Origin of the sequence: Mesorhizobium sp. B2-3-15 (assembly GCF_006442875.1) — a bacterium.
Lineage (GTDB): Bacteria > Pseudomonadota > Alphaproteobacteria > Rhizobiales > Rhizobiaceae > Mesorhizobium > Mesorhizobium australicum.
This window is the reverse complement of the sequence record NZ_VFVO01000007.1, coordinates 216,313-236,752: the sequence shown is the minus strand read 5'-3', so window position 1 is coordinate 236,752 and position 20,440 is coordinate 216,313. Positions and strand designations below refer to the sequence as shown.

General features: G+C 57.9%; 16 protein-coding genes and 2 tRNA genes. 6 read left to right on the top strand and 12 right to left on the bottom strand.

Annotated elements, in window-relative coordinates:
* Nucleotides 1-176: 176 nt before the first annotated feature.
* The 7 genes from FJ954_RS16480 to FJ954_RS16450 form a co-directional block, all read right to left on the bottom strand.
* Nucleotides 177-2,192 (bottom strand): hypothetical protein, encoded by a 2,016-nt coding sequence (locus tag FJ954_RS16480; RefSeq protein WP_140661980.1) that lies wholly within the window; start codon nucleotides 2,190-2,192, stop codon nucleotides 177-179.
* Nucleotides 2,193-2,423: 231 nt separating this feature from the next.
* Nucleotides 2,424-3,362, bottom strand: a complete 939-nt coding sequence (locus FJ954_RS16475) for a restriction endonuclease (protein ID WP_140661979.1) — start codon at nucleotides 3,360-3,362, stop codon at nucleotides 2,424-2,426.
* A gap of 63 nt (nucleotides 3,363-3,425) precedes the next feature.
* Nucleotides 3,426-6,302, bottom strand: a complete 2,877-nt coding sequence (locus tag FJ954_RS16470) for a type I restriction endonuclease subunit R (RefSeq protein ID WP_140661978.1) — start codon at nucleotides 6,300-6,302, stop codon at nucleotides 3,426-3,428.
* Nucleotides 6,286-6,975 (bottom strand): abortive infection family protein, encoded by a 690-nt coding sequence (locus FJ954_RS16465; RefSeq protein WP_140661977.1) that lies wholly within the window; start codon nucleotides 6,973-6,975, stop codon nucleotides 6,286-6,288. Before FJ954_RS16465 ends, FJ954_RS16470 begins: the two co-directional genes overlap by 17 nt.
* 6 nt (nucleotides 6,976-6,981) lie before the next feature.
* The gene (locus FJ954_RS16460; RefSeq protein WP_140661976.1) at nucleotides 6,982-8,238 is read right to left on the bottom strand and encodes a restriction endonuclease subunit S; all 1,257 of its coding nucleotides are present in this window, start codon (nucleotides 8,236-8,238) and stop codon (nucleotides 6,982-6,984) included.
* Entirely contained in the window at nucleotides 8,235-9,800 is a 1,566-nt protein-coding gene (locus FJ954_RS16455) for a type I restriction-modification system subunit M (protein WP_140661975.1), read from the bottom strand. The genes FJ954_RS16460 and FJ954_RS16455 overlap by 4 nt, the downstream gene beginning before the upstream one ends.
* A gap of 285 nt (nucleotides 9,801-10,085) precedes the next feature.
* Nucleotides 10,086-10,161: transfer RNA gene (locus tag FJ954_RS16450), tRNA-Val, on the bottom strand.
* A gap of 217 nt (nucleotides 10,162-10,378) precedes the next feature.
* On the opposite strand from FJ954_RS16450, the gene FJ954_RS16445 reads away from it, so the two are divergent.
* Nucleotides 10,379-10,455 (top strand) — tRNA-Asp (locus FJ954_RS16445).
* Between the two features lie 312 nt (nucleotides 10,456-10,767).
* A complete protein-coding gene (locus FJ954_RS16440; RefSeq protein WP_015318186.1) occupies nucleotides 10,768-11,283 on the top strand; it encodes a hypothetical protein in 516 nt (171 codons plus the stop codon).
* Between the two features lie 70 nt (nucleotides 11,284-11,353).
* Here the strand turns inward: FJ954_RS16440 and rbsK are convergent, their stop codons facing one another.
* Genes rbsK through ugpC form a run of 3 tightly spaced genes read right to left on the bottom strand, consistent with a single transcriptional unit; the run spans nucleotide 11,354 to nucleotide 13,817 of the window.
* Nucleotides 11,354-12,283, bottom strand: a complete 930-nt coding sequence (gene rbsK, locus FJ954_RS16435; protein ID WP_140661974.1) for a ribokinase — start codon at nucleotides 12,281-12,283, stop codon at nucleotides 11,354-11,356.
* 4 nt (nucleotides 12,284-12,287) lie between these two features.
* On the bottom strand, nucleotides 12,288-12,740 hold the full coding sequence (locus FJ954_RS16430; protein WP_140617019.1) for an RbsD/FucU family protein: 453 nt from the start codon (nucleotides 12,738-12,740) through the stop codon (nucleotides 12,288-12,290).
* Nucleotides 12,741-12,767: 27 nt separating this feature from the next.
* Entirely contained in the window at nucleotides 12,768-13,817 is a 1,050-nt protein-coding gene (gene ugpC, locus FJ954_RS16425; protein WP_015318189.1) for a sn-glycerol-3-phosphate ABC transporter ATP-binding protein UgpC, read from the bottom strand.
* 276 nt (nucleotides 13,818-14,093) lie between these two features.
* On the opposite strand from ugpC, the gene FJ954_RS16420 reads away from it, so the two are divergent.
* The 3 genes from FJ954_RS16420 to FJ954_RS16410 all read left to right on the top strand — a co-directional run bounded on the left by FJ954_RS16420 (nucleotide 14,094) and on the right by FJ954_RS16410 (nucleotide 17,872).
* A complete protein-coding gene (locus tag FJ954_RS16420) occupies nucleotides 14,094-15,758 on the top strand; it encodes a sugar ABC transporter substrate-binding protein (protein ID WP_015318190.1) in 1,665 nt (554 codons plus the stop codon).
* Nucleotides 15,759-15,826: 68 nt separating this feature from the next.
* Nucleotides 15,827-16,948 carry a sugar ABC transporter permease gene (locus tag FJ954_RS16415; RefSeq protein WP_015318191.1) on the top strand — a complete coding sequence of 374 codons (1,122 nt, stop codon included), beginning with the start codon at nucleotides 15,827-15,829 and terminating at the stop codon, nucleotides 16,946-16,948.
* A gap of 6 nt (nucleotides 16,949-16,954) precedes the next feature.
* Nucleotides 16,955-17,872, top strand: a complete 918-nt coding sequence (locus FJ954_RS16410; RefSeq protein ID WP_023773222.1) for a carbohydrate ABC transporter permease — start codon at nucleotides 16,955-16,957, stop codon at nucleotides 17,870-17,872.
* A gap of 45 nt (nucleotides 17,873-17,917) precedes the next feature.
* Here the strand turns inward: FJ954_RS16410 and FJ954_RS16405 are convergent, their stop codons facing one another.
* Entirely contained in the window at nucleotides 17,918-18,661 is a 744-nt protein-coding gene (locus FJ954_RS16405; protein ID WP_015318193.1) for a creatininase family protein, read from the bottom strand.
* 3 nt (nucleotides 18,662-18,664) lie between these two features.
* Nucleotides 18,665-19,231 (bottom strand): SIS domain-containing protein, encoded by a 567-nt coding sequence (locus FJ954_RS16400; protein ID WP_140661973.1) that lies wholly within the window; start codon nucleotides 19,229-19,231, stop codon nucleotides 18,665-18,667.
* 186 nt (nucleotides 19,232-19,417) lie between these two features.
* Here FJ954_RS16400 and FJ954_RS16395 point away from each other — a divergent pair, with 186 nt between their 5' ends.
* A complete protein-coding gene (locus tag FJ954_RS16395; protein ID WP_140661972.1) occupies nucleotides 19,418-20,440 on the top strand; it encodes an aldo/keto reductase in 1,023 nt (340 codons plus the stop codon).

The following is a 20,440-nucleotide window of genomic DNA, read 5'->3' as shown; positions in this document are numbered from 1 at the left end:
AGGCCGATTTGGCTAAGTTTAGTAGCCTCCCAAAAGTGCCTCAGTGACGCCCTCAAGTCCAGCTCCATGGAGTGGGCCTAACTTCGCGCGCTCGACGTCAAGCGCATCACGAAGCCGTCTGTTGATAAGTCTCTCCGATAGCCCGGCTGACGACTCCCTCACGCCGATTGCAACCTTCACGAGATCGGGTGGCACCACCTCCATAATAGGTTGAGCAAAGATACGGGTATTGCTCCATTCCTCTCGCGAAGACTTCTCTCGATCGGTCCAAAAGCAATGTATCGCATGAGAAAATCAAGCGAAATCACTAGCGGGTGCCCGATCTCATTGGACAATTTAGATGGCAGGGCGTTCGACATTCTCCCCGCGGCTCGGTCCAACGTCAACCACCAACTACTATTGCCTAGTTTTGAGAGGATTTTCTTGTCCTTGCGGCGCTCTGAGAGGACAATCAGGCAATTCTCTACATCGTGCCTCGTAAGCTGGTCGATGTGAACATTATACTCCTGACCGGGTATATTCCTCCGACCCTCGTGCACTCCTCTCCAATATTCGGTGAGGCCTTCTCTAATTTCGGCTGGAACGCCAGATATGTCGAAATCGTCCCCAACCAGAAATCCACACTCATCAGATAGAAACTCCCCCAGATCCTGAATGGGGTTTACGGGGCCGGTAAACTTCTCCAGCCATGAACGAAAGAAATCTTGTTTGCCTCCAGAAAATATATATCTGGCATAGACATAGGGAACCTCACCTTCCCATCTAGTACTGAATGAATATGCCCGGCATCGGTTGAGGTGACGTTCGATCTCCTCGACAACACCCCAAGTTACGTGCACACGTATTCCGCATTGCCGGGCTTGTCGAAAGAGATTGGTGAACGGCTGCTCATCAGCGTTCACAGTCTCAGCGAGAATGGGTAGAATCATGCCCGTGTCTACCCACATCGTGCCGTTGCTGAAAAGCTTGCGAGTTGCCGCTTCAACATCTGGCGTAGCACTGAGGAAAGACATCAGCGTATAGCTGTCTGACAGCAAACGAAGATATCCTCGAGTGCCTTCACTTGGTGTGGCCAGAAGTGTACTCACGACGTGTAATCCAAACGCCTGCGGATCACGACCTCTAACCGCCCTAGCTGGGAAATGATCCCGAACAATCTTTCTTAGATCGTCTTCATGAAGGGGCGGGTCAGCGTTCAACGCAACGGTAGCTGCAAATTCTTCGCCGCGTTTCAAAAAGTATATCTGCAAAATTTTATGAACCGACGCCATCAACAATTGCATATCAGTGACGTTAGCACCGGAGGCCCCACCAATTATGTCGGTCACGTCGCGTTCAAAAGCATTATGCATGGTCAGAAGCCGAGCAGCGGCGTCTTTCTGCCTCTCCAACTCCAAGTGATTGATATTAAATTCATCTTCGGTAACGCCCGACCGCTGAGATATTGCCTTTCGCTTTAGGCGATGCAGCGCCGCGTCCACGAAGCGCTGTAACGTTTGTGGCGAGTGTTGAGGCAGCGATGCCTGAACACGTTTGTACACCTCACTTTTGGGCATTCGCGCGTCCGGCGTCGTGTCGCGAAGCGCAGCCTTCGTGAGCGCCTCGAAACAGGTCCGAGTTAAACCTTTCCCTGCAGCATCGTCTTGTTGCTGCATCTCGATATACAACAAAGCGGTGTTTGCTTCTTTGCTATTTAGCACTCCATGCCCGGATAAGACTTTTGCGTCGGCGAGCAAGGGGTCCACGAAGCGAAATGCTAACGCAGCAGCTGCGTTGGAGCGGGCTATATCCTCATCCGCCCTTTCCAAGAAAAAGGACGCGTCTCTAACATCAAGACTAATGTTCGCCTTCCTAAGCTCCTTGCGAAGACTGTCTGCACGAGCTCCGATTGTCTGGTTGGTCACATAGATAAGCGTTCGGGTCTGCGGGGCGGTCTGCTCAAGTCGCTTTACGGTTGCCCTTATTTTGTTCGCCCACTGGGGCGTCACCGAGTACTGAAAAGCGGTCTCGGGCTCCCCCTCCGGGCTGAAAAGTACAGCGTCCCTCCCCCCATCGCCGCCGGGCGCGGCCATTGTGCGCAGCGTGCCGAATTCTGACGCCAAAAATGTCGAGGCCAGAACTTCAAAGTGCTCCCAGTCACTCGGCTTAAGCCGCTCAAGAGCAAGAGAGAACCGTTCGCGACTGGTTGCCATGGTGCGCCATCTGTTCAGGGTTTCGAGCTTGCGTCACTGGGGTAGCACGGCTAAGTAGAAGCAACCAGCAGTGCTGCCGAACGTTGGCAGCTGAATCGGGCGATCCGATTGGCTGAAGGGGGGAGACCATGGTGCAACCGGGCGATGGTTCTTGGTGCGACCTCGTCGCAGGCGGTTGGGCAGCACCCATCAGCGGCTTCTTCGCGACAGAGCCTGCCGTGGCAAAATGGTTCACTCCTCGGCAAAGAAGTCTTCATCGAGGCGTTTAAACTCTAGGGCACGGCTCACCCTAACCCCGACGCTATGCTCAATCATTAGATCACCGAGGCGCTGACCGTCGATTAAGATCACGCGCTGAGTGAGGTGCTTGACGAAATCGTGCGCCTGCAAACTGAAGGTCGAAGTCGTCACGAATACACCCTTGGTGGCTCCCAATCCTACGAGGCTTCCAACAAATGATTGCACATCCGGACGTCCCACCGTGTTGGTTTCTACATAACGCTTAGCCTGCACGTAGACACGATCAAGACCGAGAGGGTCTTCATTGACCACGCCATCGACACCCCCGTCGCCAGAACGGCCGAGCTGAGCGGCGGCACTTTTGTGCGATCCCCCATAACCCATGGCCACGAGAAGATCGACGATTAGTTGCTCAAAGAAGGTAGGGCTATTTTGGACAACGCGCTCAAGCAGTTCCGCTCGCAAAGCGAGCTGGACGGATCGGAAGGCGATTTCGATTTGTTCCTCGGGCGTGGTGGCGACGGTATCTAGCTCAGTCGCACTTACAACTACGTGGCTGCCACGACCGGCGTTATTGTGATAGTCATTTTCGCCCTTGTAGAATTTGCGAAACTCTGGACGCTGCAAGAGCATTTTTACGTCCACGCGCACCGGATTTTCGGCCAACAGCATTTTGCCAGCTTCAGTTGCCACGAAACAGCCTCGGGCTGGTGACCCGAGCAAACCCGCCTTGGTCATGTAGAACTTTGCCCAATGAATGCGGTTGTGCAGGATACGTTGCCGACCGCTAGGCAACAATTCTTGCCTCTCATCCCTTGTCAGCCCAAAATCATCAGCGATCCGCTCTTCAACATCGGCAACTCGCTTCTGCCCCTCCGCCGCAATGTTGAGGAGTGGCAGCATGAGTGATTGATAGTCAGGAATGGGCACCAGAACCCCCAAAAATCTATGCCCGTCGCAATCGGCGCAACTTGGGTCAACTCGCTGCTTAGATCAGACGTCACCTGTGTCTGAATCGAATGTACGTACTATCGACGTCATTTTATCGACAATGCGATCGATAACCTTGCGACGCTCAAGGATGCGCGGCTTAACTGTCAAAGCCCCCACCACATCTTCCCGCTCCGGTGTTTGGCCCGTAAATTCGTAGAGCTGCATTAAATGGTTGAGCTGCTTTCGCTCGAGACCCTCCTCTAGGCATACTGCCTCAAGAGCGTTTTCACGTTCCGAATGCCAAAAGGCTTTGAACTCCTCATCAAGGCTTTTGCTCGCACTAAGCGTAGCCATGTGTAGCTGAATGAATTTCTCGATCAGCTCACGTTTGCTGCGCAATGAGGGCTCAGAAGCGACGATATTTAGGATGTCATTTACTCGCTGATCCCGCACCACCCTATCGGTGGAACCGACATTTGCGTTCGTCAGGAGTTGAAGGATGTAAGCGACGTTGATCTTATCTTGCCGGATCAACTCCAACTCGAAATCAATGTCGTTAATGATCGACGCGTTTTCGGTCTGATCCCGCTTTCGGGCTTGATCATGAATGTCGAGATACTTGCTCTTGAAGTCATCGAAGGTTTGCGCATCCAAATCTAAGTCTGACCACTTGAACTGAGCGAAGACAGAAAGCACGTTCCTCACCCGCGCTAGATCGCGAAATGCGCTTACGAATGCCAATTTGGCGTTCTCATCCGGAAGTTTGTCAACGCTATCGACGGTGGGAACAAGCATGAGAAGCACTGCAACTGCTGAATTGAACTTGGCGGCATGCTCCTCATAAGGGGCGATTAGGATTGTCTCGCTCGCGTCCTTATCGGCAAACAGCCGGACGGCCTCGTCTGTAGCATCCTTTAGATTACGAAACGCAACAATATTGCCCTGAGACTTAACCTCATTGAGGACGCGGTTGGTACGAGAGTAGGCCTGTATCAGGCCGTGGTAACGCAAATTCTTATCGACATAAAGCGTGTTGACTTTTTTCGCGTCAAAGCCCGTCAAAAACATAGCGACCACCAAGAGGATGTCGACACGGTCCCTGTCGTTGAAATTCTCTCGTTCCCGTTCCTTTATACGCTTCGAGATATCTTTATAATAACTATAGTACCCCTGATTATCTCGCGCAGAGAAGTTCGTTCCATAAGTCGCATTATAATCAGCGATATAGCTGTGCAGCTTATCGCGGCTGTGGCCTTGGTTATGCATATCGATCGGGATATCAAATTCCGGCTCCGCAATGAGCCCATTTGCATCCTTATCGTCTTCATTGGACGCAGATGTGAATATGGTGGCTACGCGAAGGTCGTGCAGTCCAGCTTCGCGTTTCGTTTTGAACAAATCGTAGTATTGCGTGAGTGCGTCGACGCTCCCCACGGCCAACATCGCGGTGAAATCGCGGTTGTGCGTCTTGCGGTCGTGATTCACTACAATCCAATCGACCACGCTCTCGATCCGATCCGGATTTTCGAAAAATTCACGAGTGTCGATCCCAGCAACCTTCTCATCGATAAGCGAGCCGTCCCGTCGCTTTAGCTTGCCCCAATACTCCACCGAGAACCGAAGTACATTTCCGTCCCGGATTGCGTCAGTGATGACGTAACTGTGAAGACAATCGCCGAAGAGGTCATTGGTTGTCCGTGCGATCGCCTCGCTCTTGTTCGCGTTGACCTTGAGGATGGGGGTGCCAGTGAATCCGAACATCTGACGGTTGATAAAAAATTGCGTGATCCTGCGGTGCGTCTCGCCGAACTGTGAGCGGTGGCATTCGTCGAAGATAAAAACGATTCGCCGGTCCCGCAGCGGGGCCATCCGTTCCAAAAATTGTGATTTAGAAATCGCTGCGTTCAGCTTCTGAATCGTGGTTACGATTAGCGGCGTATGCTCGTCGGTAAATTGACGGACGAGCGTGTTGGTATTGTTGGTCCCGTCGACGCTACCCTCGCTGTATGCATTGAACTCGCGCGTTGTCTGATAGTCCAGATCCGCGCGGTCGACGACAAAAACCACCTTGCTGACTTCGGCCATCTCGGTCAGCACCTGCGATGCCTTGAAGCTGGTCAGGGTTTTGCCAGAGCCTGTGGTATGCCAGATATAGCCGCCCTTGGCCGGGTTATTCTTCACCCTGTCTATGATTGCCTCGACCCCGTAGAATTGATAAGGCCGAAGCACCATTAATTGACGGTCACCCTCATGCAGAACCGTGTACTTTGCTATCATTTTTGAAATATGACATTTGTCGAGAAATACATCCGCAAAATCGCTTAACTGATTAAGCGGAATATTGTTTTCCCCGGACCAAGTGAATGTTTGCTTGTAGCTTTGTTTTCGATTGTTTGCATAGTATCTGGTATTCACACCATTGGATATAACAAATATTTGAATATACTGAAATAGCCCCCGTCCAGTGGGATAACCGTGCCGGTGATAGCGATTTACCTGATTGAACGCTTCCTTGAGTTCCAGCCCCCGCCGCTTCAACTCGATTTGGACGAGAGGAAGGCCATTTATGAGCAAGGTCACGTCATAGCGGGTACGATAGGCCCCATCTGCACTGATTTGGTTGGTCACCTGATAGCGGTTCTTGCACCATTCCTTGACGTTCATAAACTCTATGAAGACGACCGAACCGTCTTCGCGCGTAAGCTGATAACGATCACGCAGTGTCTTGGCACGGTCAAATACATTTCCTTTATCGAGATGATTCAGAACGCGCGCAAATTCATTGTCGGTGAGCGTCAGCCGGTTATGTGCCTCCAGCTGGACTTTGAGGTTAGCGATTTGCGCCACCTCATCGCGTATAGCGACGTATTCCCATCCGAGGGCTCCGAGTCGGCCGATCAGACCGTCCTCAAGCTGCGCCTCACTTTGTGTCGCCACCGACCTCTCCTCCAACCAGCATGGGGTTTAGATCGGCTCGCCGCGCATCTAGTTCGTCGTTGTATTCCTTGAGCCGAATTACATAATCCTCCGCAAATTGGTCATAGAGCGCTTTGCTATAGATCAGCTTACCCGGTAGCGCATTTGCCTCATCGAGTAGCGCATTGAACCTCTCGTTCTCCTCATACGGCGGGACGAACGTCCGTTCGGGTTTGAGCGCAAAATAGCTTGCCAGCATGTACCGGACGATGGCCTCGGTAATGTTGAGCACCAATCGAGCAAGGCTGCGATCACTCTGCAATTCTTTGGGGACGGCGCGACCATGGCTAATGTCCCCGCGATCGTTGCGCAACTCACCGAGTATCCTCACGAGATTTTCGACAGCTACTGGGAAGCCAAGCTCTACCAAGCTGTCACTCGCCGCTAGACAACGCAGAGCTTTCTTGACCTGCCTTTGAATAGAATCTCGTTCGAACTGTTCTCGGTCCTGCGGCGGGTCCAATCGATTGACAATGGTCTTAGACACGCCCTGAAACAACGATGCACAGCATTCTATGCAAATATCGGGATGTTGAACCTCGTTAGCTTGGGATTCTTCAATGTGCTTGATATAATAGCGCAGTTCGCTGTTCTCGTCGGAATGCCGCTCGATCAATTCGATTAAAGTTTGCATAAGCGATCAGACAAACATTTTTTGAAGCAAGCCGCGCTTGAAATTCCGCATTGACATGACTGCATCCCGCGTCAGTTCAAATTTGTCATCCAGCACGGACAGGAAGTCCACAAGACGTCGTTGCTCATCAATATGCGGCAGTTCTATCACTACCTTTTCCAACTGTGTTTTCGATATTCCGAGAACAGAAATGCCTTGGGCCAGACGCTTGATCTGGCGTCTCACGGAAGGGGATTGAAAAAGGTATCCCCCAAACCCCAGCGCGAGCTTGGCGGGCTTTGGGCGCGCCAAAAAAGTGTGGAGACCTGCCACGATCGACATGGGTGCGGCCTCCACGATTTCAATTGCCTTACCGATGTCCGCATAGTCTTCTGAGGCGTCGGCGATCACAATGTCGCCGACTTCACAAAACGCTTCAGGGTGGATCGGACCGGCGGTAGCGCTTTCGAGCAAGTAGGGGACCTCCTGCTGCTTCTGGCTGAACCGCATAGAAAACTTGGTATGGATGTCGCCATAGTGAATGTTCTGGATGGTGCCGGGAACGGGGGTAAGCATGTCACGGGAGAGGCTGTTGGTGCGTTTCCAGTTCAGAATGTTCCCTAGGGTCGTCGTTTCCCAATCTGGAAACGCAGATCCATCGTCCCGGCGGAAGCGGAGTTCGCGGGCGAATAGGCGGCGCGCGACTTCACTTTTGTAGCGTTTCAGCGCCTCACATTTACGTGTCAGCAAAGCTATGCGGGTATCAATCGCGCCAAAGAAATCGGCAATCTTCTGCTGCTCGGCCTTCTCGGGCAGCGTCATCGGCACCTTGCCGAAATCGCGAAAATATAGGCGTAGACGATCATTGGTGAGGCCGTAAGAATAGGCCCATAAAAGATAAATCGAACGGGCTCGTTTAAACCAGCTATCGAAGAACGCTGGTACAATGTGGTTTTTTGGGACGAGAACGACGTATGCAGGGCTTACCATACTGTCTTCGGGCGCACGGCCTACCGCACCCTGCCACATGCGCATCATGTTGTAGGCGAGATCGTCCTTGTTGACGCGCAGATTACCTTCGTCGGCTAAGCTGCTTGCTATTTCACGATCGAGGCTATCGCGGCGAACCATGCCTTGTTCGATGGTTACCGAATAAAGTGGCAAACCGTCTTCGCCAGCTTCCCGCCGCTGATCGAAAGCGTCTCCACCCCGTGCGGGTTTCCATTCGCCGGTAAAGTCAGGGAAACGAATTTGAGGAACCTGACCAGCTTCGGCTGCACTCATACGGGAGCCTCCAGCCCGAGTTCCTTGCAATATGAAGCAATCGCTTCGTCCGCGTCCTTCAACGACCCATCGATCTCCTTCAACTCAGCCAACACTGCATCTAGGTCAACCAACGCCTCGTCCTCGAAGGTATCCACATACCGAGGGATGTTGAGATTGAAATCGTTTTCTTCAATCAGGCTTATCGGAGCTAGACGAGCATAACGTTCGGAGCTGACCCGGGCGCGATAGGTGTCGACGACACGACGAATATCCTCATCGCTCAGTTTGTTTTGGTTCTTGCCCCTCTCGAAATGCGCGCTGGCATCAATGAACAGGATATTGCCCGGATCCTCGCGGCATTTTTTGAAAACGAGAATACAGGTCGGAATCCCGGTTCCGTAGAAGATGTTTGGTGGCAATCCGATCACGGCGTCTAAATAGTTGCGCTCAGTGATGAGAATTTTGCGAATCTCGCCCTCCGCCCCACCTCGAAATAGAGCGCCGTGAGGTAGGATCACCGCCATTGTACCGTTGTCGGCAAGATGATGGATCATGTGCAAGACGAAGGCGAAGTCCGCCTTGGACGCAGGCGGGAGGCGGCCATAGGTACTGAACCGATCGTCAGTCGTGAAATGCGGATTGGAGCTCCAATTTGCCGAAAAAGGCGGATTGGCCACAACGGCTTCATATTTGCCGTCATGCTGGGGCCGTTCGAGCGTGTCTTCCTGCTTTAGGTTGAACTTGCGGTAGCTCACCCCATGCAGGATCATATTCATCCGCGCGAGGTTGAAGGTCGTACGGTTGAGTTCCTGCCCGTGGAATTGCCCAACATTGCGCATACCAACTTCGCGCGCCACGCGAAGCAACAAAGAGCCGGACCCGCACGTAGGGTCATATACGTGTTGTAGTCGGTCGCGTCCCGTTGTGACGATACGGGCGACAATCGTCGACACCTCCTGTGGCGTGTAGAACTCCCCCGCCTTTTTCCCAGCGCCGCTGGCGAATTTGCCTATTAGATATTCATAAGCATCACCCAGTACATCACTGTTCACGTCGCGCAGCCGAAAATCGAGGCCGTTTAACCTCGTCAAAATCTTGGCGACCAGATCGTTGCGGTCGCTGACTGTACGCCCCAGCTTGGTCGATCCTAGGTCCATGTCTTCAAAGAGGTGGTTGAAATCCTCCTCGCTTGCCGCGCCCATCGTTGATTTCTGGATGTTCTCAAGGATGCGCGTGAGGTCGTCGAGGATAAAGTTATCACCTTTGCGACCGCCGCGCTCGGCTATGGAGGCGAATAGCTCGGCAGGCTTGAGGAAATAGCCTAATTCATCGACGGCTTCCGCTCGAACAGCGTCGAGGACTTCGTCGCCCTCTTGGCTGCCCTCGCGGAGATCCGTGAATTCAATGTGATCGGGTTTGAGAATCTCGTTTGCATACAAATGTATGCGCTCTGACAGATACTTGAAAAAGATGAAGCCTAGGATGTAATCGCGAAACTCATCGGCATCCATTTTTCCGCGCAGATCGTTCGCGATTCCCCAGAGCGCTTTTTCAAGTTCTCTTTTTTGCGCATCGGTCATGCGAATCCCCCTGACGAGACCTTCCTAAAGTAAGGCGCGCCGATGCGCACTGAATTTGTCTGGCTGGCCCTGAAATTGGTCCCACACTGGCGTTGCTCGCGCACTGCACAGTCGACAAATCCAACCGCTCACGTTGCAGTCGCGCCACCTAATTTCCCACACCCAAGTTCGTGAGCCGGTCACACCCGATCTGTCGGTTGGCTGTTGCTATCCTGTAGCTAGGCGGCTTCACGCCCCCTACCTTTAAGGGAGGGTAAAACATCGAATTCTGCTTTGAAAACAAAATGGTGGGCGATGACGGGCTCGAACCGCCGACATCTTCGGTGTAAACGAAGCGCTCTACCAACTGAGCTAATCGCCCGCTCCGGGCCGGACCTTTAAGCGGTCGGGACCTGCTTCGCAAGGCCAAATGAGTGCGGGATGCCCTGTTCGCAGGCCGGATTTGCGAACAAAATGCCGGCTGTCAAAAAACCTTCTCCTGTTTGGCGTTATGATGGTTTGGTGCGCTTGACACCCGGTAGCGAACCCCTTATCCAGCGCCCCAACGACGAACACGGCTGACACGTGCTCGTCAATGCGCGGGTGTAGCTCAGTTGGTTAGAGTGCCGGCCTGTCACGCCGGAGGTCGCGGGTTCGAGCCCCGTCACTCGCGCCATTTCCCCTCAAGGATGATGATCCTTGGCTCCGGGGAAATGCCGACAAAATTGTCAAAGATCTCTCCAGGAACAGCGTCCGAAGACCTTCTTCGGCCCGGTTCTTCTCGGCTCCAAAATCACTCTTGCATGAGCGATGCCTTGGAATCCACGACGCGATTCGTGTGGGTCGCCAAGCAACGGACGAAGAGGCCCTGCGGACAGCGGACGACTTGGTCGTTGCGAATCTGCTTGCGCAATCGCCCACAAAACGCTCGATTCATGCCGCAGGCAGCCACATTGCAGTATGCTGCCGGAATGGCATGGAGGACGTAATGTCAATTGCACCGAACATTTCCACGCGCACGATATTCACGCTGATTTGCCTGGGTGGCGCGACGACGGCCGCATCCGTCCTTTTTCCCGCCGCCGCGTCGGCCGACCGGCTGCAGCGATGCGCTCGCGAGGGTGAGATCTGCCGCCTGCCCTATCCCGCCGAGGTCGTCTACGGCGCCAGGGGCCGCACGACCTCGCGTTACATCGAGCGCAACGCGGTACCCTGTTCGAATCGCGTTTTCGGCGATCCCGCGCCGGGCAAGGAAAAGTTCTGCTTCATCGTGAAGCGCGACCGTGACGAGTCGAACGACGACTACGATCAGCCACGCCGCGAGAAGTGGGCGGTCTGCGCCGAGGAAGGCGAATTCTGCGATTTCTATGGCCGCAAGGTGGTCAGGTATGGCGCCCGCGGCCGGTTCACGCAGGACGTGTTCCGCAATGGCGTCCAATGCGACAACGATGCATTCGGCGATCCCGCTCCCGACCAGGGAAAGCGCTGCTACGTCATGCAGTAGCTTCTCAACGCCCACTGACCCGGAGGCCAGAACGGTCTGGGCTCCGGGACCCCGCGAACCCTGAGCAGCCTCAGCGCTTGGCCAGCAACGCCTCGACCTCCTGCAATGTCGGCATAGACGGTGCCGTGCCTGGACGGGTCACCGAAATGCCGGCCACGGCGCAGGCGAAGCGCACCGCCTCCAGCGGCTCCACGCCGCGCGAAAGTGCTGCGGCCAGGCCGCCGTTGAAGGCGTCCCCCGCGCCGGTGGTTTCGACGACAGGGCCGGCACTGATGGCGGAAACATGCTCGGAGCGATCCTTCGTGTGCAGGAGCGCGCCCTTTTCGCCCAGCGTGACGATGACCGTGCCGACGCCTTTTTCGAGCAGCTTGCCGGCGGCGGCGCGGGCCTCGTCGACCGAAGAAACTTTCAGCCCGGTCAACTCCTCCGTCTCTGTCTCGTTCGGTGTAAGATAGTCGCAGAGCGTATAGATGCGGTCGGGTAGCTTTGCCGCCGGTGCCGGGTTGAGGATGGTCGTCACCCCGGCCCCGCGCGCGATCTCCAACGCCCGCATCGCGGCATCGATCGGCTGTTCGAGCTGCGTCACGAAAACACCGGCACCCCTGATAAGGTCGGCATTGGCTTCGATGTCCTCGGGCGTGATCAGCATGGCAGCGCCGGGGCTGACGATGATGGCATTGTTGCCGCTCCCCTCCTCGACGAAGATATAGGCGGCACCGGTGTAGCTGTCCGGCGTGTCGATGGCGGCGCTCTTCACGCCGGCATCCTTCCAGGTCCGCTTGGCCATGTCGGCGAAGGCATCGACACCGAGGCGGGTCAGGAACGCGACGTCGGCCCCCAGCTTGCCAGCGGCCACGGCCTGGTTCGACCCCTTGCCGCCTGGCCCCAGCTTGAAGGAATTGCCAAGGATCGTTTCGCCCATGCGCGGCTGGCGCTGGGCCCTGTAGGCCGTGTCGGCGACAAACACACCGAGGATGACGACCGGCTTGCCCGAGGCCATGCCGCTACTCCGCATCCGGCGGCACGACGCCCTTGCGGAAGGCAAAGCAGCCGTAGAAGCGGCGTTCGCCGGTCTGGATGACGCAATAGGCCTGCTTGGCGCGCTCGTAGAAGGCGTAACGCTCGACCGGCACCATCGGCCAGGACTTGCCCTCCGCGGCATCGATCTCTTTCTGCACTTCCTTCTGCACGGCTGGGATCTCGTCCGGCTTTCCGACGATCTCCATTCGGGCGGCGGAATCATCGACGAACGTGTCCAGCGGGTAGAGCGACAGCACCGCCTTGACCACTTGCGCCGCTGGCGCATCGATGCGCAGCACCCGACCGAGCGCCGTCTGGCGCGCCACCGAATCGGACGGGAAGTTGGTGTCGGCGATGATCAGGTCGTCGCCATGCCCCATCGCCCGCAATGCCTGGAGCACGTCGGCATTGAGCAACGGATCGATCCCTTTGAGCATGATGGTCCTCGTGGAGTGCGTTTGAGATCAGAGACGCTTGCCGGCCTCGGCGTCGAACAGATGGATATGGTCGAGCCTTGGCCGGAGCTTCAGCGTATCGCCGGGCTTGAAGTCATGGCGCTCGCGAAACAGCGCCACCATCTCGCCGTCGCCGAAGCGGAGGAACACCAGGGTTTCCGAGCCGGTCGGCTCGACCACGGAAATCTTCGCCGGCACGCCTTCGGGATGGATTTCGAGATGTTCGGGGCGCACACCATAGACGACGGAGCGCCCTTCCTCGACGGTGTTGTTCGGAGCGACCGGGAATAGCGTTCCGGCAATCTCGACGCCGCCCTTGCGCCCGGTACCCTTGAGCAGGTTCATCGACGGCGAGCCGATGAAGCCGGCAACGAAAAGGTTCGCCGGCCGGTCGAAAAGCTCCAGCGGCGCGCCGACCTGTTCGATGCGGCCATCGCGCATGACGACGATCTTGTCGGCCATCGTCATGGCTTCGATCTGATCGTGGGTGACATAGATGGTGGTGGTCTTCAGCCGCTGGTGCAGTTCCTTGATCTCGGTGCGCATCTGGACGCGCAGCTTGGCGTCGAGATTCGAAAGCGGCTCGTCGAACAGGAATACCTGCGGATTGCGCACGATGGCGCGCCCCATGGCGACGCGCTGACGCTGGCCGCCGGAAAGCTGGCGCGGGTAGCGCTTCAGATAGGGGCTGAGGTCGAGGATGTCGGCGGCGCGCTTGACCCGCTCGGCAACCACGGCCGGATCGGTCTTGCGCAGCTTGAGGGCGAAGGCCATGTTCTGCTCGACCGTCTTGTGCGGGTAGAGCGCATAGTTCTGGAACACCATGGCGATGTCGCGTTTTGCGGGCGGCAGGTGATTGACGACACGGTCACCGATGGCGATGGTGCCGCCGGAGACGGTCTCCAGCCCCGCCACCATCCTGAGCAGCGTGGACTTTCCGCAACCGGACGGGCCGACAAGCACGACGAACTGGCCATCGGCAATGTCGACGCTGACTTCGTGCAGAACCTTGACGGTTCCAAACGCCTTGGCCACATTGCTGATCGCGACTTGAGCCATCGTTCCCCCATCGGCTCCACTGGCCGCAGGCGCAGAAGCTAACCAACGCGACCGGTCAGGGCAAGTCGGTCTCTTATAGATAAAAACCCGTCCTCGTTGACACGGCGTTTGGTTGTGAGAATAGTGACGAGCGCCAATCCGAACGCCGGTACTCTACCCGAAAAAACGGAACGCGAAGCGACGCAGGCCGGGGTCCTGATTTCGCTTCTAAAAGGCCAGCGCCCGGCACGATTGGCACTTTCGATTCACGACTAACGTTCTGGGAGGAAATAGTCCATGCGAGTAGGTCTTTACGACAAACTGGTACGTGCCGGCGCCACAAGGCGCGACATATTGAAGGGCGCGGCCTCGATGGCCGCGATCGCCGCCGCATCCGGCGCCGGACTTGGCGCGCTGACGCGCCCGGCTTCCGCCGCAAGCGAACTGCGCTCGAAAATCCTGCAGATCCCCGGGGTTGGCAAAGGCCAGCCGACAGACGCCGACTTTCAGAAGGTCGGCGAGCTTTGCCTGGAGGCGACCAAGGCCAATGTCAAGGAAGGCGAGTTCGCCGGCGTCGAGCTCACCTTCATGGGCCTCAACAACCAGAACCTGCACAATGTGCTGTTCCGTGGTTTCCTGAAGCCATGGGAGACCTATACCGGCGCCAAGATCAGCTGGATCGACCTGGCGCAGGCCGACTACAACGCCCGCCTGCAGCAGTCGATCGCCACCGGCACCGTCGACTTCGACATCATCGAGATGGGCGCGCCGTTCGAGGGCGACGTCTGCGGCAAGGGTCTGACTTCGGAGATGCCCGACTGGGTCAAGAAGCAGATCGACTTCGACGATCTCGTCAACTACCTCAAGCCGCCCGTCGGCACATGGGATGGCAAGCAGTATCGGGTCACCATCGACGGCGACGCGCACAATTTCAACTACCGCACCGACGTGTTTGCCGATGCCGACCTCGCCAAGCAGTGGAAGGATGGCGGGGCGACGAGCGAATGGGGCGTGCCTAAGACCTGGCAAGAGGTTCAGGCCGTGACCAAGTTCCTCAAGGGCAAGAAGTTCAAGGGCCAGGATGTCTACGGCTACCTCGACGCGCCCAAGCCCTGGGGCGGGTTCGGCTTCTACTTCCTAGGCAGCCGTGCCACCGCCTACGCCAAGCATCCCGACGACAAGGCCTGGCTGTTCGACGCCGACACGATGAAGCCACGCATCAACAATCCGGCCTGGGTACGCGCCATCCAGGACGTCATCGACGCCCTGCCGTCGGAGCCGGCCGACCAGATCAATGCCGACCCGAACACCACCGCCTTCCAGCAGTTCCTGGCCGGCACCGGCTCGATGATCCCCTGGTGGGGCGACGTCGGCTCGAACGTCAAGACCAATGACAGCTCGGTCATCGGCGATGTCACCGGCTTCTCGATCCTGCCGGGCTCCGACGATGTCTACAACTCCAAGACCGGCAAGTGGGAGAAGCTCGCCAGCGGCCCGAACTATTCGCCCAACTGCGCCTATCTCGGCTGGGGCGTCTATGTCATGGCCCGCGTCGATAGCGACGAAAAGAAGAAGAAGGCGGCATGGTCGGCTGCCGCCCATCTCGGCGGCAAGGACCTGTCGATCTGGACGGCGATGTATCCGTCGGGCTTCCAGCCCTACCGCAATTCGCACTTCGACATTCCGGAGTGGGTGGCGGCCGGCTACGACGAGGCGTTCATCACCTCATACCTGAAGTCGGAAGGCGACAGCTACAACCATCCCAACGCGGCGATCGAGCCGCGCATCCCCGGCATCTTCCAGTATTACAGCGCCGCCGAGGATATCCTGGCCAACACCTTCGCCGGCAAGATGAAGGCGCAGGAAGGCGCCGATGCCATCGCAGCCGCCTGGGAGAAGCTGACCGACCAGATCGGCCGCGACAAGCAGATCAAGCTCTACAAGGCCTCGCTCGGCATGTAGGCTGCCCTATAAACCGTGGTCCGGCGGCAACGCCGGGCCACAGCTTCCCTTCCAAACGGGCGAGATTTGTGACTGACCAGACTTCGACCGCGACCCAGTGGCCGGCAGACGCCGCCCCCTATGATCTGATCCCGCCGGGCCGCAGGCGTCTGGGCTGGGCGCTGATGGCGATTGCCACGCTCGGCCTGCTGGCGACGATCGTGGTGCAGATCCTCTACAAGACCGAGGTCGATACGATCGGCTTCGAGACATGGCGGCCCGTGGTCTACGCCTATGTGCTGTGGGGTGTGGCGATCGGCATCGGCCAGGTTCTGACACGCGGCGAGGACGGCCAGCGCGCGCTGTTCCTGCTGCCGGCCCTTTTGTTCACCATTGCGATGGTGATCTTCCCGACCCTGTTCGGCTTCTACATCGCGCTGACCGATTGGAACCTCTCCTCCTTCAGCGGCCGCAGGTTCAACGGGCTCGACAACTTCTGGCAGATGCTCGCCGACCCCTACTACCGCAACGCCCTGTTCAACATGGTGCTCTATGTGCTGGCGGTGCTGGTCGAATATGTCATCGCCTTTGGCCTGGCACTGCTCCTCAACGCGCAGATCCGGGCTCGAAAGTTCTTCCGGGTGGTGTTCCTGATGCCGCTCATGCTGTCGCCGGTCGCGGTGTCGTGGATGATCGGCAAGTCGCTGATGGAATACCGCTTTGGACCGGCAGCCACGCTGGCGCGCCATCTCGGCTGGGAAGACCCGGCCTTCTTCTCGAACCCGATCACCGCCCGCATCTCGATCATGCTGCTGGACGCCTGGACCTTCATCCCGTTCATGATGATCATGCTGCTGGCGGGGCTGCAGGCGATGTCGCGCGAGGTGCTGGAGGCGGCACGGGTCGACGGCGCCACGGCCTGGCAAACCTTCTGGCAGGTCACTTTCCCGCTGATGCTGCCGGTGTCGGTGACGGCGGTGATCCTGCGCATCATCTTCAAGCTGAAGCTTGCCGACATCATCATCACGGTTACCTCGGGCGGTCCGGGCGGCGCCACCGATTCGGTCTCGAGCTTCATCTACCGCGAATACCGCGACCGCTCGAATGTTGGCTATGGCACCATGCTGGCGATGGTCTATCTCGTCATCATCGTGGTGTTCGTGACCTGGCTGTTGAAGTTCGCCAGCCGTTTCGTGCGCAATGTGAATTAGGTAGAGATGAGCGTTCAGACCACCGACTACGTCGCATCCGAAATCCGCTCGCCGGCGAGCTTCCTCGCCAGCCGCGTCTTCATCTATGGCGCGCTCGCCTGCTGGGGCTTCATCTGCCTGTTTCCGATCTATTGGACCATCACCACATCCTTCAAGACGGCGGTGGATGTCACCCAGGGCCACCTGATCCCGTTCGTCGACTTCCAGCCGGATTGGAAAGGCTGGCGATCGCTTGGCCTGTCGCCGGACTCGATCTTCCAGACATCGACGGTGCGCGACGAGTTCCTCAAGCGCTTCATGAATTCGGTCATCACCTCGGTTGGCGCGTCGAGCCTGGCGATCATCATCGGCAGCCTCGCCGCCTATGGCCTGACCCGCTACCGCTACCATTTCGCCTGGTTCAAGAACGAGGACATCTCCTTCTTCTTCCTGTCGCAGCTCATCCTGCCGCCGGTGGTGCTGGCCCTGCCCTTCCTGGTGCTCTACCGCGAAGTCGGATTGCTCGACACCCGCGTCGGGCTGATCCTGCTCTACACGCTGATGGTGCTGCCGATCGTCATCTGGATCATGCGCGACCAGTTCAATTCCATCCCCGTCGAACTCGAGGAAGCAGCCCTCGTCGACGGCCTGTCGATCTGGGGCGCCTTTTTCCGTATTGTCATGCCGATCGCGCTGCCGGGCATGGTGGCCGCCTTCATCCTGGCGATGGTGCTGTGCTGGAACGAGTACTTCTTCGCCGCCCTTTTGACGTCCACGGACGCCAAGACTATTCCCGTCATGGTCGCCAGCCAGACGGGCTCGCAAGGCATCAACTGGTGGTCGATGGCAGCCCTTGCCACGGCCGCGATCGCGCCGCTTGCCGTCATCGGCATCGCCCTGGAGCGCTACCTGATCATGGGCATGACCGCTGGCGCGGTGAAGTGACCGGGCGTCTTCACCTCCCCTCGGTCGGAGAAAGGTCGCGCTAATCTAAGCCTTCAGGATCGCGCGCAGATGATCCATGATCATGGCGACGCCCTTCTGTCCAAGTGCTGCCGAGGCTTCCGCCGCAGTTGCCGTATACCAGCTTTTGTTGTCCGCGAAATGCGCGGCGTCCACCGCTTCCGGGCATAGCGCCAGCATCAGCGATGTCTCGCCGATGCCGGCATGGTCGAACGGATATTTGCCGTTCATGGCGGCCGGCATCAGCGGATGCACCTGCACCCAGTTGAAGAAGTTTTCGCCCTCGGCATGTCCGGCATAGTAGTCGGCCATTGTCTCGGAGCCCCACCAGCCCTCGCCGCGCTGCTTCTCGAGGAAGCGGAAGATCGCCTGTCTGCCTGCTGTCTTGAAGGCGAGATCCGTCGGCATGCCGGCGGCGAAATTCTCGGTCTGGTGATGAATGATGGCGTGGATGTTGCGAAACCCAATGCGCAGCAGGCTGTAGAACAGCGCCTCGCCGAATGGCGCCAGTTGATTGCCGCCGACCTGGACGGAGCCGCTGCCTTCCGGCGGTGCCACCGCGTAACTCGCCGCGCCATAGTAGAAGGGCGGCAGGATGACGACATCGCTCTCTTTTTCGAACAGCTCCAGCGTCTTGATGACTGCCAGCGTATCCATGCCGACGGCCATGTGCTCGCCATGGTATTCCAGCACGCCGAGCGGCAGCGCGACCGGCCAATTCTGGGCGATTGCCTTTCGGATCTGGTGCGGCAGCATCAGTTCATAGCGCATGATCTATTCCATGTTGGTGTGGCGGGCGCGCATGGCTTCCGGCGACGCCGCGGTCATCTCCCTGAGTTTCAGCACCATGGTCTCGAACAGCAGGAACAACGCGCCCTCGAACACCGAGCCCATCGGCAGCACCGACGTCTTTTGCGGCCCCTGGTCGTCGGCCATGGTCTGCGCCGGGATCAGCAGCGTCAAATCGGCCAGCCCTGCGGCGCTGCCGCCTGCCTGGGCGGTCAGGAGCAGGACGGTCGCGCCTGCCTCGCGCGCGATGCGCATCAGGGTGAGTACGGTCGAGGTTTCGCCGGGTCCGGAACTGACAAGCAGGACATCGCCCTGCCCTACAGGCGGGGTGGTCATGTCGCCGACGACCGAAACCGGCAGGCCCAGATGATAAAGCCGCATGGCAAAGCCCTTCACCTGCAGGGCCTCGCGGCCGCAGCCATAGACGACGATTTGTCTGGCATCGACCAGCATCCCACAGGCGGCGTCGATCCGATCGCCATCAACGCGCGCCAGCACCGCGCCAAGCTCATCGAGCGCGGTCTTGAACATCTCCGAGCTGGAGTTGCTCACGGCCGCGCCTGCGCGCCGGCAATCGAATTGGATTGGCAATTCCTGATCACGCTTTTCCCCGGAACAGCTTGATTTCGTTCATGCTAGCAACCGGGAAAATGCGTGTCCAACGCTCAGCGGCGCTTTTGCCAAGCCACGAGCGTGATAGTGTCATGTCAGACAAATCAATCCGGGAAATTTCAGGACATGAAGACACGGCATTTCGACCGCATCGGCAATGGCGGCATCACCTTCACGGAGCTGGGTTTCGGTACAGCGCCGCTCGGCAATCTTTACCGCGCCGTCTCCGACGAGGATGCCAATGCGACGCTGGAGGCCGCCTGGGCGACCGGCTGCCGCTATTATGACACCGCGCCCCTCTATGGGCTCGGACTGTCGGAAACGCGCCTCAACCCGTTCCTGCGGTCCAGGAAACGCGATGACTACGTGCTGTCGAGCAAGGTCGGCCGCATCATGCGCGCCTGCCCGCTAGAAGAGCGCACCGGCATCGGCAAGTTCTTCGACACGCCGTCGCGCAAGGAGGTCTACGATTACAGCTATGACGGTGTCATGCGCTCGTTCGAGGCCTCGCTGGAGCGGCTTGGCGTCGACCGCATCGATATCCTGTTCGTGCACGATGTCGATGTCTTCACCCACGGCAGCAAGGAGGCGTCCGAACGGCGCATCGAAGAGTTCATGCGTTCGGGCTATTATGGCCTGCTCGCCTTGCGCGACCAGGGCGTCATCAAAGCGTTCGGTGGCGGCATCAACGAATGGCAGGTGGCCCAGACCCTGGCCGAGCGCGGCGATTTCGACCTGTTCCTGCTTGCCGGGCGCTATACGCTGCTGGAACAGGAGGCGCTGACATCGTTCCTGCCGCTATGCCAGAAACGCGGCATCGGCATCGTTCTCGGCGGCCCGTACAATTCCGGCATCCTGGCCACCGGACCGAAGCCCGGCGCTTACTACAATTATTCCGAGGCGCCGCAGGATGTGCTCGATCGCGTGGCGCGCATCGAGGCCGTCTGCAAGCGCCATGGGGTCAGGTTGATCGAAGCCGCCCTGCAGTTCCCGCTGTTGCACCCGTCGGTGGTTTCGGTCATCCCCGGCGGTCAGCGGCCTGAAGAGGTCGAGAGCAACCGCTCGCTCCTGGACGCGAAACTCCCTGCAGCGCTCTGGGCTGACCTCAAGAACGAAGGCCTCATGCGCGCCGACGCCCCGACAGCTTGA

Coding starts and splice junctions, on each gene's coding strand:
- FJ954_RS16465 (WP_140661977.1), bottom strand. CDS start 6,975: ATGCAAACTTTAATCGAATTGATCGAGCGGCATTCCGACGAGAACAGC.
- FJ954_RS16395 (WP_140661972.1), top strand. CDS start 19,418: ATGAAGACACGGCATTTCGACCGCATCGGCAATGGCGGCATCACCTTC.
- FJ954_RS16410 (WP_023773222.1), top strand. CDS start 16,955: ATGAGCGTTCAGACCACCGACTACGTCGCATCCGAAATCCGCTCGCCG.
- FJ954_RS16455 (WP_140661975.1), bottom strand. CDS start 9,800: ATGACCGATGCGCAAAAAAGAGAACTTGAAAAAGCGCTCTGGGGAATC.
- ugpC (WP_015318189.1), bottom strand. CDS start 13,817: ATGGCTCAAGTCGCGATCAGCAATGTGGCCAAGGCGTTTGGAACCGTC.
- FJ954_RS16430 (WP_140617019.1), bottom strand. CDS start 12,740: ATGCTCAAAGGGATCGATCCGTTGCTCAATGCCGACGTGCTCCAGGCA.
- FJ954_RS16405 (WP_015318193.1), bottom strand. CDS start 18,661: ATGCGCTATGAACTGATGCTGCCGCACCAGATCCGAAAGGCAATCGCC.
- FJ954_RS16480 (WP_140661980.1), bottom strand. CDS start 2,192: ATGGCAACCAGTCGCGAACGGTTCTCTCTTGCTCTTGAGCGGCTTAAG.
- FJ954_RS16440 (WP_015318186.1), top strand. CDS start 10,768: ATGTCAATTGCACCGAACATTTCCACGCGCACGATATTCACGCTGATT.
- FJ954_RS16460 (WP_140661976.1), bottom strand. CDS start 8,238: ATGAGTGCAGCCGAAGCTGGTCAGGTTCCTCAAATTCGTTTCCCTGAC.
- FJ954_RS16420 (WP_015318190.1), top strand. CDS start 14,094: ATGCGAGTAGGTCTTTACGACAAACTGGTACGTGCCGGCGCCACAAGG.
- rbsK (WP_140661974.1), bottom strand. CDS start 12,283: ATGGCCTCGGGCAAGCCGGTCGTCATCCTCGGTGTGTTTGTCGCCGAC.